We start from the raw sequence: 14,330 nt of genomic DNA, 5'->3' as shown, positions 1-14,330 counted from the left end.
GTCCTCCCGTGTCTGGGGCCGAACGCCCCACGAACCGGACCGATTCCCTTTTGATCGGTGGGGGGCAACGTCAGGGCGTGCAGACGGTGGAACTTCACACCCACACGTCGCTGTCCCACGACGGGCGTGATCCGGTCGAGCTGGTCCTCGAGCAGGCCGCGGCGGTCGGGCTCGACGCCATCGCGATCACCGATCACGACGAGATCGCCGCCAGCCTCGACGCCGTCGAACTGGCCCCGTCGTACGGGCTCGTCGGCATCCCCGGCATGGAAATTTCGAGCAAGGCCGGCCACGTGCTCGGGATCGGCATCGAGGAGGCGGTCGCGCCCGGACTCTCCTTCGGCGAGACGCTCGACCGGATCCACGATCGCGGCGGCATCGCCGTTATTCCGCATCCCTTTCAGGAGTCGCGCCACGGCGTGATGGCCCGCATCACGCGAACGGAACTCGCCGCGGCCGACGCCATCGAGGTCTACAACTCGCGACTGTTGACGGGTCGGTCGAACCGGCAGGCCAGGCGGTTCGCGCGCACGCACGATCTGCCGATGACCGCCGGCAGCGACGCCCACATCAGCGAGATGGTCGGCCAGGCGGTCACGCACGTCCACACGGACGAGCCGACGGCCGAGGCCATCGTCGACGCCATCGAGGCCGGCGAGACGACCGTCGACGGCAAGCGCACCCCCTGGCACATCAGCTTCCGGCAGGCGGCCGGCGGCGTCAAACGCCGCGTCGTCAGCGGACTCACCGGACTCTTTTGAATGCCCGACGCGACCGCTCTTCGCTTCGGATCCGGCCGGGGGACCCCTGAACGGATACACGAGGCGATCGAGACGAACGACCCGCTCCCCGGCACCGGCGGCTTCGCCGGCGCGTACGACGGCCGGCTCGTCCGCGACGTCCTCGGGCGCGTCCCGCTGTTCGTCGAGGCCGGGGTCCTCGACAGTGTCGACGAAGCCGAGGCGGACCCCACATCGTTCTCGGAGCCACCCGGCCCAGGGTCGCCCGTCTGGAAGGGAATCGGCGCCGTCGAGCCCCAGAGGTGGGGTCATCGACCGACAGTGCTCGAGGAACCGGTCGCGGTGCCGGCCGGGACGATCGCCGGGCGAAACGGAGCCGTCGCTCGAAAGGGACCCGGGGATTGGCGCCTCCCGCAACCGGAACCGATAGCCGAGTCGCTCGATCGGGTCGAATCCGCACTCGAACGAGTGAGCCGCGCGGAACTCGAATCGACCGCTCGCGCGGACGGAAGTGGCGAGGGAACCGAGGTTGCAGCATCGACCGCGGTCGCCTTCTCCGGCGGCGTCGACTCGGCGCTGCTGGCGGCGTTCGGCGAGACGCCGCTGTACGTCGTGGGGCTTCCGGACGGCCACGACGTCGAGGCCGCTCGCTCCGCGGCCGCGGCGATGGGACGCGCGGACGATCTGCGCGTGCGCGAGCTCTCGATCGAGGACGTCGAGCGGGCCGTCCCGACCGTCGCGCGGGCGATCGATCGGACGAACGCGATGGACGTCGCCATCGCCACCGCGATCTACCTGGTCGCGTCGGCCGCCGCAACGGACGGGATCGATCGCCTCGTCCTGGGCCAGGGTGCCGACGAGCTCTTCGGGGGCTACGAGAAGGTCGCGACGCTCGATCACCGGGTCGACGCGACGACGGTCCGGGGCGCCGTTCGCGAACAGCTCGCGACCCTTCCGACGCAACTCGAACGCGACGTCCTGGCCGTCGAGGCGGCCGGCGTCGAGCCGGTAACGCCGTACCTCCACGACGCGGTCGTCGAACCCGCGCTGGCCCTGCCCGACTCCCTCCTCGTCGCCGGGTCGACGCGAAAGGTCGGCCTCCGCCGCATCGCCCGGGAACACCTGCCGGCCGACGTCGCCGATCGCTCGAAGAAGGCCCTCCAGTACGGGACGTTAGTCTCGCGAGAACTCGACCGACTCGCGCGGCGGGCCGGCTACAAACGGCGCATGGACGACCACGTCCGCCGGTACGTCGAGTCGCGCCTCGAGGGGTGACGCCATCGAGACACAGGGCAGCTACCCGATCGGGCGCGAGTGGTGGCGGTTGCGAGAAGCGAACGCGGGTCCGACCTCGACCCGTCGGAGCTGGCCGGAACCGCAATCGAGACTGCTGGAAGTTTACTCGAACACGTCGTACTCGCTCTTGATCGACGGCGTCTCCGCGTCTTCGTCGTCGCCGGCCTCGCCCCGGTGGGACGCGACCTTCTGCCGATTGACTGCACTGATGCGATCGGCGATCGTGTCGACGAGATCGCGAACCTGGTCGCCGACGGGGCTGTCCTCGTCCTTCGCGAGCGCGCCGCGGGAGCCGTCGGCGCCGAAATCGGGATGCATGGGTAAGGAGCCGAGCAACGGGACATCGTAGTCCGACAGCGTCCGTTCGACGCCTTCGCGATCCCCGAGCAGCCGGTGTTCGTCGCCGCAGCTCGGACAGATGAACGTGCTCATGTTCTCGACGATACCGAAGACGGGCGTGTCGTGTTCGTTGTACATCTGGATGCCCTTGCGCGTGTCGTCGAGCGCCATGTCCTGGGGCGTCGTGACGATGACGGTTCCCGTGACGGGCATCGCCTGCAGGAGGTTCAGCGTCGCGTCGCCGGTCCCCGGCGGGAGGTCGACGACGAGGTAGTCCAGCCGGCCCCACTCGACGCCCTCGAAGAACTTCATCATGAACTTGTTGACCATCGGACCGCGGAGCATGGCCGGATCGTCCTCGTCCTCGAGCAGGAAGCCGGTGGAGATGATCCGAACCCCGTCGGATCGCGGCGGCACGAGGTTGTCGTCCGGCGTGACGCCGGGTTCGCTCTCGACGGGGAGGATCCGCGGCACGTTCGGGCCGTGAATGTCCGCGTCGAGCAGGCCAACCATCGCGCCCTTCCGTTCGAGGCCGGCGGCGAGGTTGGCCGCGACGGTGGTCTTGCCGACGCCCCCTTTCCCCGAGGAGACGGCGATGACGTTCTTCACGCGGGGCAGGACCTCGGTGTCGAAGCCCAGCTCCTCGCTGACCTTCGCCCGGATGTCCGGTTCGAGCCCCAGCTCGGAGACGGCGTCACGGACCGCCGTGCCGAGCTCGAGTTCCTCCGTGGCGTAGGGGGTGTTCAGCGCGAGGGAGATGGTCGCCGTGTCCTCCTCGATCGAGACGTCGTTGACGAGGCCAAGCGAGACGATGTCGTCACCGAGAGCGGGATCCGTGACGGATTCGAGCGCGTCGTAGACGTCGTCTGCGGTGTGACTCATGGTGCAGTACTCGTATACTAGGACGTGGACGACTCTTGTATGTTTGCTAGTTCACTCGACGGGCCCGCAAAACGGATGAAAACCGCAGCCAAACGCGGCGAGTTCGTTACCCGATCGGCGACGGCGCGCCGCCGTAGAAGACGACGCCGATGAGGACCGTGAGGACGAGCATGCCGATCCACATGTTGGCCGTCACCCCGACGAGGTAGAGCACGCCGAGCAGCCCCGTACTCGAGTCCTTGGGCTTGCCGACGAACCAGGAGATCGTCATCACGTACACCGGCATCAGGATGACGCCGAAGATCAGCCAGGAGCCGGGCCCCGGGAACCCGGTGGTTTCGCTCGACGGCATGTAGCCGTGATAGAGCGGTAGTTCCGCGAGTGCGAGCGTCGTCAGATCGAGGGCGCTTTGCTGCAGGCTCATGCTTCCACCTCCGTGGGTCCGTCGTCGTGACCGTGCTCACCGTTCAGGTGCTCGATCGCGTGGAGTTCGACGATCGGCACGACCTTCGAGACCAGGAGAAAGATCAGACAGACCATCCCGATCGTCCCGAGCACCGACGCGATCTCGATCAGGCTCGGGAAGTACTCGCCAGGAACGGCCTCGTAGATGCTGAACTGGACGTAGAGGAACCCTTCGACGACGAAGAGGATCTTCTCGACCAGCGTGGCCGTCAGCACGGCGACCGCGACGATGATCGCTCGCGTCTTGGTAAAGAGCACCGGCCTGAGCCCCTGGGCGAAGATGTAGATCATACTCGCCGCCACCAGCCCCAGCGAGAGCAGGTACAGCGGGTGGTGAAGCTTGCCGTGGGTTGCCTCGCCGGCCGCGACTCCGGGGATGAAGATCCCGTTGATGACCTGCTGGAGCTGGAACCAGAGGAACATCAGACAGAAGAAGCCCAGCCAGAGCAGGAGACCGCGGAAGACATCGCGCGTGATGATGTGTTCCCACTCGTAGGCCTTCGTGAACGCCGCCGCGGCGACGATGACGCCGCTGATCGCCGAGGTGAGCGCGATCGAGAGGAACTGCGGGCCCTGGATACCGCCGTCCCAGACGGGGTAGGTACCCAGCAGCGAGAACAGCCACGGGATGACCCCGCCGTGGAGGAGTAGCGGCGCCATGATGATGATCGCCGCCGCGATCCACCACACCATCCGCTCGATCACTTCGTCCTCCTCCTCGGTGTACCCGAGGGTGAGGAACTTGTAGACGGGTTCGAGGATGTCGGGCAGGTCGTCGCGCAGTCGGACGACGTCGTACCGGATCGTCAGCCCGAGGTAGGTCGCCGTCAGCACGAAGTAAGCCGTGATGACGGTCACGTCCCATACCAGCGGCGAGTTGTGGACCGTGATGTGATAGTGGCCGAGCACGCTCGTCACCATGCGGTCCGGACGGCCCATGTGGACGATGATGTAGAAGCCGGCCGCCGAGAGGCCGGCCAGCGTGAGCAGTTCCGCCATGCGCGCGACCGGCATGTAGCGTTCCATCCCGAGCAGCCTGACGGCCGCAGAGAGGATGATCCCGCCGTGGGCGATCCCGACCCACCAGATGAACGCGCCGATGTAGACACCCCAGGTCACGCCGCCGCCGCTCCCCCAGTCACCGAGACCGGTGACGACGAGGCCTTCCTGGAGCTGGTAGGCCCAGCCGATCAGGAAGAGGACGAACGCGAGGCCGGCGATGGAGACCAGCGCGATCCACTTTTTGGTGAGCGTGTTGACCGGACGCAGGATGTCCTCCGAGGATGGCGTCTTCGTACTCATTTAGATCCCCCTCACGGTTTCTTCATCGACGACGTCCATCCGGTTGTCGACGAGCGACACTTCCGATCCGTCGGCCCGTTCGTAATCGATATCGGCGTACTGGGTTGGTCCCTCAACCTGGTGGGCGTTGGGACCAGGTTCGTTTCCGATGTAGGTCACGTTGGGATTCGTCCCTATGTCGCCGAGGAGGTTAAAGCTCGAGGCACCCTCGCCGAACTCCGCCCGGAGGCGACCCATCGCGTCGTCGAAGCTCTCCTCGCCGAGTCGGAGTTGCTGGCGGACCTCCTCGGATTCGAAGTCGACGCCAGCGTCCTCGAACGCCGTGACGTACTCGCGGATCCGCTCGACGCCGGAGACGATGGCGCGACTGTGGTCCGGGTGGTCGGTGAGGTCGATCTCCTCGGCCGCCACGTCGACGGCGCGGAACTGCGCGACGAGGTCGATTGTCAGGTCCTCGACCGCTTCGACGACCTCGTCGAGGCTCAGGCCGCTCTCACCCTCTAACGCGGTGAGGACGTCCTCCCGCGTCGGGGAAAGGAGCCGCTGCGAGCCGCGGTTCTCGTACGAGGTGTCAATTGTGATCGGCGTCTCGACCAGCATCTCGACGGCGCGTCCGAAGGCCGGGTGGTCCGCGTACACGCTCGGATCGCTCCCCGGATCGTTGACGTCGCCGAACTGGATCGCCCCGGGCGGGCACGCGTCCATGCAGGCGGTCGTTCCGATCTTGTCGTCCCCGCCGCGACCGTCCTGGCGGGTCGGACAGAACGTACACTTGCTCATGACGCCGCGGGGCGAGCGGCTGTCGACCGGTCGACCGCGGTCGTCGTGGATGTGATCGCCGGGTTCGCCGAATTCGATTTCCTCGTTGCCGATCGACTCTTTCATCGCTTCGTTCTCGTTCGCCCGGGAGACGATCTGGTCCTGGGAGACGTCGGGCTCGTCCCACTGGAAGTAGTTGACGCCGTACGGACAGGCGACCTGGCAGTAACGACAGCCGATGCAGACGTCGTAGTCCGTCAGGACGATGCCGTCCTTGTTCCGCGTGTGGCGCGCCGTGGTCGGACAGACCTTCTCGCAGGGGGCGTCAGAACAGTGCTGGCAGGGGCGAACGAGCATCGGGTAATCCGTCCCCTGTGCGTCTTCGGGGACCGAGACGTTCTCGTCCTCGTAGGCCAGGACGTACATCCAGTTGACCCCCTGATCGAGGTTGTTCTCCTGTGAACAGGCTTGCACGCAGGAGAGACAGCCGTCACAGACCTCGAGGTCGATCGTCATGCCCCACTGGACGCCGTCGGTGTCGTCCTCGGAACTGGCGCTCGCGCTCGCACGCTCACTGACGTCGTCGTCGGCAGTCACGAGACCACCGACGCCGACGGCGGCACCGCCGACCCCCATCTTCTTCAGGACCTCGCGCCGACTCTGATCGTCGTCGGCGTCGATCGAGGCGAGCGCGTCGAAGAGGCCGCCGCCGTCGTCGGCCTCCAGCTCCTCGTAGGCCTCGGCGGTCGGTCGCTGATCTTCGCCGAACTCCGCCATCACCTCGTCGTGATACTTCTCGTGGAATTCGGCTTCGGTCATCTCCCCGGCGACCAGGCGCTGGGCGTCTTCCGCCATAGCGAGGCCGAGGTCGGTGTCGTACTCGGTGTCGTCGAGCATCTCGGTGAGCTCCGACTCCCACTCCTCGCCGAGCGGATGGAACGATTCGTCGTCTGTGTTCGTGCTCATTGTGCCGTCCTCACTGACTGGCTCTCTCGGTGGTGACATTGAAAAGGTGTCGACTTCCCGTGACCGATCACTGTAATCGGATCCGGCGACTGCTCGAAGAAAGGCAAGCGATCTCGACGGTCCGTCGGACGTGCTGTCACCGATCGGCGTCGATCGTCGTGCGATACCGTCATCGTTCGACCGACGGTAGTCGAGTCGCTTGGGGTTGTGGCCGATTCCCGGGCCGTGGGAACCGCGCGAACATATTCGTTTCTTATCTCCCGTGGTGAAACAGCGTCCACGGCGAGGGCCTCGACAAACCTCTCTCGGCTACCCTCTACCCGCGGTCGGAGAGAGCCCGACGGGCTAGCGAGACGCACGGGCAAGAAGAGAGTGGGTCGAATCGACGCCAAACCCGGAGACCAGAACTATCCGCCGGCGCTTTCTCGCGTATCGAAACGCTTACTCCCCGGAGACCAGTCGCCTTCAACATGAGCGAAGAGGGCGTCGATCCGGCCGAGGTGCGCCACGTCGCGTCGCTGGCCCGGATCGAACTGGACGACGACGAGGTCGAGCGCTTTGCCAGCCAGTTCGAGGAGATCCTCGATGCGTTCGAGACCCTCGATGCGGTGCCGGACGTCGACCGCGAGAGCGATCTGCACACCGTGTTGCGCCCCGACGAATCGCAAAGTACCCTCACGCGAGAGCAGGTATTCGAGAACGCACCGGACCGCGAAGACGACCGCTTCAAGGGCCCGAACGTCTCCTGAGCCATGTCCGACGCATTCATCACCGAGACGGAAATCCAGGGTGCGGACGCCGGGCCGCTGGCCGACCGGACGGTCGCGATCAAGGACAACATCTCGACCGAGGGCGTGCGGACGACCTGCGGCTCGCGGATGCTCGAGGAGTACGTCCCGCCCTACGACGCGACCGTCGTCTCCCGGGTGCGCGAAGCGGGCGCGACGATCGTCGGGAAGACGAATATGGACGAGTTCGGGATGGGGACGACGACGGAGACGTCCGCGTTCGGGCCCACGGACAACCCGGTCGCCCCGGGCTACGTTCCCGGCGGCTCGTCCGGCGGGTCGGCCGCCGCCGTGGCCGCGGGCGAGGCGGACCTCGCGCTGGGGTCGGACACGGGCGGGTCGATCCGCTGTCCCGCAGCCTTCTGCGGCGTCGTCGGCCTGAAACCGACCTACGGCCTCGTCTCGCGCTACGGCCTCGTCGCCTACGCCAACAGCCTCGAACAGATCGGCCCGTTCGGCCGGACGGTCGAGGACGCCGCGACCCTGCTCGACGTGATCGCGGGCCCGGACCGGCGCGATGCGACGACCCAGCCTGATCCCGGCGACGGCTCGTACGCCGAGGCCGCCGACGGCGACGTCGACGGGACGACCATCGGCGTGCCGACGGAATTGCTCGACGGCGCGGACCCGGCAGTGGTCGAGACGTTTCGGGACGCCGTCGACGAGCTCGAGGCCGCTGGCGCGACCACTAAAGAAGTCGAGTTGCCGTCGGTCGAACACGCGGTCGCGGCGTACTACGTCATCGCGATGTCCGAAGCCTCCTCGAACCTCGCCCGATACGACGGCGTCCGCTACGGGCACGCCAGCGACGCCGACGGCAACTGGAACGAGTCGTTCGCCGCGACCCGCAAGGAGGGCTTCGGCGAGGAGGTCAAGCGCCGAATCTTACTCGGCACGTACGCCCTCTCGGCGGGCTACCACGAGAAGTACTACGCCCAGGCCCAGGACGCACGCGAGTGGATCAAGCAGGACTTCGAACGCGTCCTCTCGTCGGTCGACGCGATCGCCTCGCCGACGATGCCCGTCCTCCCGTTCGAGCACGGAGAGGGACTCGACGACCCGCTGACGATGTACCTCGCGGACGCGAACACGGTCCCCGTCAACCTCGCCGATCTCCCCGCGATCTCCGTGCCCGCCGGAACGAGCGACGGCCTCCCCGTCGGCATCCAGTTCGTCGGACCCGCCTTCGGCGAACGCTCGATCATCCGAATCGGGAGCGCGCTGGCCTGACCGTCCGCCGCGGGGACCTGGACCGCCGGTCGGCTCGACGAACGGATCCGGCTTCGACCGGCCGGTCGGGGCCCGAATCGCATCGGTACGTCGGCTCCGCGTCGTCCGTTCGAAGATACCGGGGCGTCGGGATGAGGCGGCCGTTTCGCCGGTTCGAGGGATACACTTATCCTTGTTAGTGAAATAGAAGCGTCCAAGAGAGACAGCAAGCCAATGCTCGAAGAACCCACCGGCACCGTCGATTTCGACGAATTCTCGCGTGCCTGCGACCTCGTCGAAACATACTTCGGCGAGACGATCGACTCGGTGGCGCTCCACGCGCCCGTCTCTCGACGGCAGCTGGTGGCCGTCCTCGCGAGAGCCCAGCTCTCGGGGCGACAACTGGCGATCGACGGACTGGAAGACGCGGGCGAGGTGGTCTATCAATCGAACGACGAGACGCTCCTGTGGCTCGACGACGGGTTCTGGACCGACATGCGCGGTCGGCACCACCTCGAACCGGACGAGGGGCGGGCCGCCCGCGAGGTCCACCGGCGATTGATCGAGGCCCTCGACGGCGACGTCCCCTACTACAACCGCGAACGCGACCCGTTCGTCCTCATCGAGCGGAGCTATCCCTGACGGGCCGTCGTCACTCCTCGTAGGCGAGGTTCATGATCCACTGCGAGAAGGCGTCGCTGTTCGGGTCGACCTCTTCCTCGCCGATGAACGGCGAGAGCATGTCGCCCGCCATCAGGAGGGTGAAGTCGAGGTCGCGCGCGGTGGGCGAGATGTAGTAGGTGTTGTGTCCGTTGTAGATCGTCTCCTCGCGATCGACCAGCCCCTGTTCGACGAGGTGTTCGACGATGCGACTGCCCTTGCGCGAGGAGACGTCCAGTTCCTTCCAGAAGTCGCTCTGGTGAATTCCGCCGGTCTCGCGGACGAGTTCGAGCCCGGCGCGCTCGTCGGCGGAGAGTTCCTCCTCGAGTTCGGCGAGACTCACGGTACCACCGTGCCGTCGCACTGTCGTGTCCGGGACCCGAGCTGCATACCGGAACAACGGATAGGGATCCGCTTAAATGTGGCTTTCGAGGTCGACCGGTTCGAACGCGGTCCGACACGGCGGCCCCGGCGCGTATCGGTAATGCGGACGCTCGCCCAGGGCGATCAGCGACGACGAGCGCGTGCCGAAACCGTCTCCGTGGCGACAGACGCCGTACGCGTGATCCGAGAGGACTGCTTCGGCCCGATCGAGCCAGGCGTCGACGTCGCCGGCAGACCGGTCCCCGCGGTCGGATGTCCGCGGGGCCGATTCCGAGCCTGTATCCGCCGAGTCCGAGCCCCCGTCTACCTCGGATCCGAGTGCGTCCCGCACGCGGCGGCCCTGATCGAGCTGCTTGCGTGCAGGGCCGACGCGACTCGATGGAAGCACCGGTGCGTCGACGGGCCCCACGTTCGTCACGACGTGGACGCCGGGGTCGAGCTGGCGACGGTCGAGTCGCCCGTTCCAGCCGAGTACGTAGGCGTCGCTCGCGTCCGCGATGACGAGGTAGAAGCCGCCGTACTCGTCCGACGCGCAGGCGGAATCGACGGCGGTTGCGGCCGCGGATGCGGTGCGCCTCGACAGGGCATCGGCGACGAGCAAGCCCCTGGAACGCTCCCCCGCGAGCGTGGCGTCCGTCCATCGGTTGGTGATCGCGACGAGCACGTCGCGTTCGTTGATCCCGATCCAGGTGCCACCGGCGTCTCGGTCGCGCGGGGCGACGACGCGCGGGTCGTCCGCGAAACGGCCCGGCGGATCGGCCGGTCGGTCGAGCGCCTCGTCGCGATTGGCCGCGACGACCACCGGCGCGTCCGGAAACACTTGCCAGGCGAGAGCGAGCGTGCACACGGGTAACAGAAGGAGACGCCGGGTGATAAGCCGGGCGGCCAGCGGACGAACTCGCACCGGCGTGGTGGCGAAGGGGCCACTCGCTCCGGGAAGCGACGCAATCACGCGCTGTGGTATCGATTCATCTCCGAGTCACTCGTCGGCGCCGAACCGCTCGCGGAGCGCGTCGCGATCGACCGTCCCGGAGGGCGTTCGGGGAAAGTCCGAAACGACGGCGATTCGCCGGGGCCGACGGTGGGACGCGAGCCGGTCGCGACAGTGGGACTCGACGGCTAGTTCGATTTCCCGGGCGTCGCCGTCGCTCGGAACGACGGCGGCACCGACGATTTCACCCCACTCCTCGTCGGGGAGGCCGACGACGGCGGCGTCCGCGACGTCCGGGTGGTCGAGCAGGACGCGCCGGATCGCGGCGGGGTCGACTGTCTCGCCGCCGGTGACGATGCGATCACTGCGCCGGCCCGTCACCCGCAGGTAGCCGTCTTCGTCGCGGCGGCCGAGATCGCCCGTCCGATACCAGCCGTCCGCGAACGCGCGATCGGTGTGGCCCTGATCGAGGTAGCCGGGCGCGATCGTGGGCCCGCGGACGAGAATCTCGCCGGTCTCACCCGTCGCGACCGGGTCACCGGTGTCGTCGACGATGCGAACGCGCGTGTCGTACAGCGGCTGGCCGACCGTGTCCGGTTGCGCCTCGACCTGGTCGGGCGTCGCCGTCGCGATCTGCGAACTGGCTTCGGTCGCCCCGTAGGACGGGTACACCGGAACGCCGGCGTCGAGGGCCCGCTCGACGAGCGACGGCGGCGTCGACGCGCCCCCGACGAGGACGAAACGGAGGTGGTCGGGCGGCGTCCAGTCGATAGCGAGGAGCCGACGGAGCAGCGTCGGCACCAGCGAGACCCCGGTGGCGTCGGTTTCCGCGAGGGCCCGTGCGATTCGCGTCGGGTCGGACGAATCGAGTGTGACGAGGGTCGACCCGTACAGCGCACACCGGACGATGGGCGCGTAGCCGCCCATGTGGTGCATCGGGAGCGGGACGAGCCAGCGGTCGTCCCGATCGATCCCGAGGCGAAACGCCGAGGCGACGGCGCTCGATTCCAGGTTCGACCGGGTGAGTCTGACACCTTTCGGTCGACCGGACGTGCCGGACGTGAAGGTGACGAGCTGGACCCAGTCCGGGTCGAGCGTCGCCGGCGTGAACCCATCCCGTTCGGAACGGGACGAGTCGGTACCTGACCGATCCGCATCGATCCCGGGAAGCGCCGGGACGGAATCCGATGGGGATGGACCGAGCCGATACGGGCGGAGTCGATCCGACGCGTCTGCGAGTGCCGCCGCCGTCGCCTCGGTGGCCGCCTCGCAGACGATCGCCGCCGGGTCGACGCGATCGAACGCTGGTTCGAGTTCCGCCGCGGACTCGTCCGGCGAGAGCGGAACGAGCGTCACGCCGGCGCGCATCGCGGCGACGGCCACCCGGACGAAGGATTCCCCTGGATGGAGGACGACCGCGAGGGAGTCGGTCGCAACGGCGTCGATACCCGCGGCGATCGGGTCGACGAGACGGTCGAGTTCCCGGTAGGTCAGTCTCGTCTCGCGGTCCGGGTCGACCAGTGCGAGGCGGTCGGGCGTCGTCTCGACGCGACGGGAGAGGAGATCCGACGCCGGCTCCGTCGGGCCGATCATGGCTCGTCCCAGACGTCCTCGACGCCGAGCCCTTTCGCCTGGGGGATGACCGCGTTCCCGTGGTCGAAGAAGACGGGGTCGGGGCCGAGGTCCCGCTCGAGCATCGACGCCGTCGCGAGGCCCGAGGGCAACACGTCGGGGATCGCCGCCGCGAGGTGGACCGCGGCCGTTCGCGCCACGACGGCGTCGTACGTCGTCGTCACGATCACGCCCCGATTATCCTCGGCCACCCAGGCGGCGAGCTGTCTGGCGACGTCGACGCCGCCCAGCGCCATCGGCTTGAAGACGAAGACGTCGGCCGCCTTGGCGTCCAGAATCGCGTCGACGCCGTGTTCGAGGATGCCCTCGTCGACGGCGATGGCCACCCCGTTGCCCCGGAGTTCGGCGTGCCCGCCGAGCGCGCCGGCGGGCAACGGCTGTTCGAGGATCGAGACGTCGAGGTCCGCCAGCGCGGCGACGACCCGCTCGGCCTCCTCGAACGTCCAGGCGCCGTTGGCGTCGACGCGAAGATCGACCTCGTCGCCGACGGTCTCGCGCACCCGGCGAACCCGTTCGAGGTCGGCCTCGGTCGACCGCACGCCGACTTTGACCTTGCAGCAGCCGAAGCCGCGATCGACGGCGTCGGCCGCGGCCTCGGCGGTCGCCGCCGGCGATCCGTCGCCGATCGTGGCGTTGACCGGGACGCGAGGGACGCGCTCGAGGGCGCCGAGGTCGCGGTACAGCGGCTGGGCGTCGATGGTCGCGGCGAGGTCCGCGACGGCGAGGGAGACGCCGTGGCGGGCGGCCGAGGTGTGATCAGTCGCGTCGATCAGCGCCGAGCGCCCGTTCTCGCTCGCCTCGCTCGCGGCCTCCAGGGCCGCCTCGCAGTCGTCGATCGACTCGGTCCAGCCGGGGAGCGGAGACGCCTCGCCGTAGCCGACGTGGGTCCCGTCGGAGATGCGGATCAGGAACCCCTCGCGCGACTCGATCGCGCCGTCGGCCGTCCGCATCGGTTCGACCAGCGGACAGGAAAAGCGGCGGTAGTCGAAGGAGAGGCTCACGCGAAGATCATCCCTCCGGCGAAGGTGACGGCGTAGAGAGCGGTCAACAGTCCGGTCCGTTCTAACGCCCAGTTCAGGTCGACGCCGTCCATCTCCCGGACGTACCGGGCGAGCAACGCCGCGTGGGGGATCGTCACCAGCGGCGCGAGCACCCAGGCAGAGAAGGCGGTGGAAAACTGCCAGAACCAGAACGGAACCGCGTACGCGGCGGCGATCAACAGGACGTACTCGTACTCGGTCTTGCGCTCGCCGAGGCGCACCGCGAGCGTTCGCTTGCCGGCCGCGGCGTCGGTCTCGATGTCCCGCAGGTTGTTCACCACGAGGATCGCCGAACTCAGACAGGCCACCGGAAGACCCGCGACGAGCGATTCGGCCGTGATCGTTCCGTTCGGGATCGTCGTGGGGAGCGGACCGGCGAGCGTCGCCGCTGCCTGCACGTAGAATGTCCCCGCGACCGCGACGAGGCCGAAGAAGACGAAGACGAAGACCTCGCCGAGGCCGTGGTAACCGAGGGGATACGGACCGCCGGTGTAGGCCCACCCGGCGAACACGCTCGCGAGCCCGATCACGACGACGGGGAGTCCCCCGACGTAGACCAGGTACGTCCCGGTGAGGATGGCGAGCGCGAAGGTGGTGAGCATGGCGAACTTGACCCGGCGGGCCGGGATCAGTCCGGCCTGCGTGACGCGGGTGAAGCCCTCGCGCTCGTCGGTGTCCGCGCCGCGACGGGCGTCGTAGTAGTCGTTCGCGAAGTTGGTGCCGATCTGGATGAGCGCCGCGCCCGCCATCGCGACGAGCGCGGCCCGCGCGTCGAAGACGTGTTCGTGCAGGGCGAGGCCGGTCCCGACGAGCACCGGCGCCACCGCCGCCGGCAGCGTTTGCGGTCGGGCGGCCATCACCCACGCACGGAATCGGGAGACGTTCACCTCGGCCGTCGTCATTGCTCGATCATCCGTTCCGCGTGAGTGTCAACGTT

Annotated in this window: 14 protein-coding genes; 5 read left to right on the top strand and 9 right to left on the bottom strand. The window is 67.9% G+C overall.

Annotation, left to right across the window (positions count from 1 at the left end; genetic code table 11):
• Positions 1-77 precede the first annotated feature (77 nt).
• Together MXA07_RS09650 and MXA07_RS09645 are read left to right on the top strand one after the other, a co-directional pair.
• Entirely contained in the window at positions 78-761 is a 684-nt protein-coding gene (locus MXA07_RS09650; protein WP_247728396.1) for a PHP domain-containing protein, read from the top strand.
• On the top strand, positions 762-2,015 hold the full coding sequence (locus tag MXA07_RS09645) for an asparagine synthase C-terminal domain-containing protein (RefSeq protein WP_247728395.1): 1,254 nt from the start codon (positions 762-764) through the stop codon (positions 2,013-2,015). It begins immediately after the preceding gene.
• Between the two features lie 123 nt (positions 2,016-2,138).
• Here MXA07_RS09645 and MXA07_RS09640 read toward each other — a convergent pair whose 3' ends face one another.
• The 4 genes from MXA07_RS09640 to MXA07_RS09625 all read right to left on the bottom strand — a co-directional run bounded on the left by MXA07_RS09640 (position 2,139) and on the right by MXA07_RS09625 (position 6,749).
• Complete coding sequence (locus MXA07_RS09640; RefSeq protein WP_247728394.1) at positions 2,139-3,257, bottom strand: Mrp/NBP35 family ATP-binding protein; 1,119 nt, start codon at positions 3,255-3,257, stop codon at positions 2,139-2,141.
• A 106-nt stretch (positions 3,258-3,363) separates the two neighbouring features.
• Positions 3,364-3,681, bottom strand: a complete 318-nt coding sequence (locus MXA07_RS09635; RefSeq protein WP_247728393.1) for a hypothetical protein — start codon at positions 3,679-3,681, stop codon at positions 3,364-3,366.
• A complete protein-coding gene (gene nrfD / locus MXA07_RS09630; protein ID WP_247728392.1) occupies positions 3,678-5,024 on the bottom strand; it encodes an NrfD/PsrC family molybdoenzyme membrane anchor subunit in 1,347 nt (448 codons plus the stop codon). The genes MXA07_RS09635 and nrfD overlap by 4 nt, the downstream gene beginning before the upstream one ends.
• Positions 5,025-6,749 (bottom strand): 4Fe-4S ferredoxin N-terminal domain-containing protein, encoded by a 1,725-nt coding sequence (locus MXA07_RS09625; RefSeq protein ID WP_247728391.1) that lies wholly within the window; start codon positions 6,747-6,749, stop codon positions 5,025-5,027.
• Positions 6,750-7,219: 470 nt separating this feature from the next.
• On the opposite strand from MXA07_RS09625, the gene gatC reads away from it, so the two are divergent.
• The 3 genes from gatC to MXA07_RS09610 all read left to right on the top strand — a co-directional run bounded on the left by gatC (position 7,220) and on the right by MXA07_RS09610 (position 9,388).
• Positions 7,220-7,498 carry an Asp-tRNA(Asn)/Glu-tRNA(Gln) amidotransferase subunit GatC gene (gene gatC, locus MXA07_RS09620; RefSeq protein ID WP_247728390.1) on the top strand — a complete coding sequence of 93 codons (279 nt, stop codon included), beginning with the start codon at positions 7,220-7,222 and terminating at the stop codon, positions 7,496-7,498.
• Between the two features lie 3 nt (positions 7,499-7,501).
• On the top strand, positions 7,502-8,767 hold the full coding sequence (gatA, locus tag MXA07_RS09615; protein ID WP_247728389.1) for an Asp-tRNA(Asn)/Glu-tRNA(Gln) amidotransferase subunit GatA: 1,266 nt from the start codon (positions 7,502-7,504) through the stop codon (positions 8,765-8,767).
• 213 nt (positions 8,768-8,980) lie between these two features.
• Positions 8,981-9,388 (top strand): DUF8048 family protein, encoded by a 408-nt coding sequence (locus MXA07_RS09610; RefSeq protein WP_247728388.1) that lies wholly within the window; start codon positions 8,981-8,983, stop codon positions 9,386-9,388.
• Between the two features lie 10 nt (positions 9,389-9,398).
• On the opposite strand, the gene MXA07_RS09605 is transcribed toward MXA07_RS09610, so the two are convergent.
• From MXA07_RS09605 to MXA07_RS09585, 5 genes are all read right to left on the bottom strand, one after another.
• Positions 9,399-9,749 (bottom strand): helix-turn-helix transcriptional regulator, encoded by a 351-nt coding sequence (locus tag MXA07_RS09605; RefSeq protein WP_247728387.1) that lies wholly within the window; start codon positions 9,747-9,749, stop codon positions 9,399-9,401.
• A 72-nt stretch (positions 9,750-9,821) separates the two neighbouring features.
• Entirely contained in the window at positions 9,822-10,637 is an 816-nt protein-coding gene (locus MXA07_RS09600; protein WP_247728386.1) for an NRDE family protein, read from the bottom strand.
• Between the two features lie 132 nt (positions 10,638-10,769).
• Positions 10,770-12,314, bottom strand: a complete 1,545-nt coding sequence (locus tag MXA07_RS09595) for a class I adenylate-forming enzyme family protein (protein ID WP_247728385.1) — start codon at positions 12,312-12,314, stop codon at positions 10,770-10,772.
• Positions 12,311-13,354: a mandelate racemase/muconate lactonizing enzyme family protein gene (locus MXA07_RS09590; protein ID WP_343217238.1), complete on the bottom strand. Its 1,044-nt coding sequence runs from the start codon at positions 13,352-13,354 to the stop codon at positions 12,311-12,313. The genes MXA07_RS09595 and MXA07_RS09590 overlap by 4 nt, the downstream gene beginning before the upstream one ends.
• On the bottom strand, positions 13,351-14,295 hold the full coding sequence (locus tag MXA07_RS09585) for a 1,4-dihydroxy-2-naphthoate polyprenyltransferase (protein ID WP_247728384.1): 945 nt from the start codon (positions 14,293-14,295) through the stop codon (positions 13,351-13,353). The genes MXA07_RS09590 and MXA07_RS09585 overlap by 4 nt, the downstream gene beginning before the upstream one ends.
• Positions 14,296-14,330 lie beyond the last annotated feature (35 nt).

The sequence above is a fragment of the Halovivax limisalsi genome, from assembly GCF_023093535.1.
Taxonomy (GTDB): Archaea; Halobacteriota; Halobacteria; order Halobacteriales; family Natrialbaceae; genus Halovivax; species Halovivax limisalsi.
Note: the sequence above shows the minus strand (reverse complement) of the source record. Positions and strands in the feature narration are given on the sequence as shown.

Excerpts from the sequence above, each read along its gene's own strand:
- MXA07_RS09640 (WP_247728394.1), bottom strand. The coding sequence starts at position 3,257 with ATGAGTCACACCGCAGACGACGTCTACGACGCGCTCGAATCCGTCACG.
- MXA07_RS09585 (WP_247728384.1), bottom strand. The coding sequence starts at position 14,295 with ATGACGACGGCCGAGGTGAACGTCTCCCGATTCCGTGCGTGGGTGATG.
- gatC (WP_247728390.1), top strand. The coding sequence starts at position 7,220 with ATGAGCGAAGAGGGCGTCGATCCGGCCGAGGTGCGCCACGTCGCGTCG.
- gatA (WP_247728389.1), top strand. The coding sequence starts at position 7,502 with ATGTCCGACGCATTCATCACCGAGACGGAAATCCAGGGTGCGGACGCC.
- MXA07_RS09610 (WP_247728388.1), top strand. The coding sequence starts at position 8,981 with ATGCTCGAAGAACCCACCGGCACCGTCGATTTCGACGAATTCTCGCGT.
- nrfD (WP_247728392.1), bottom strand. The coding sequence starts at position 5,024 with ATGAGTACGAAGACGCCATCCTCGGAGGACATCCTGCGTCCGGTCAAC.
- MXA07_RS09595 (WP_247728385.1), bottom strand. The coding sequence starts at position 12,314 with ATGATCGGCCCGACGGAGCCGGCGTCGGATCTCCTCTCCCGTCGCGTC.
- MXA07_RS09635 (WP_247728393.1), bottom strand. The coding sequence starts at position 3,681 with ATGAGCCTGCAGCAAAGCGCCCTCGATCTGACGACGCTCGCACTCGCG.
- MXA07_RS09645 (WP_247728395.1), top strand. The coding sequence starts at position 762 with ATGCCCGACGCGACCGCTCTTCGCTTCGGATCCGGCCGGGGGACCCCT.
- MXA07_RS09625 (WP_247728391.1), bottom strand. The coding sequence starts at position 6,749 with ATGAGCACGAACACAGACGACGAATCGTTCCATCCGCTCGGCGAGGAG.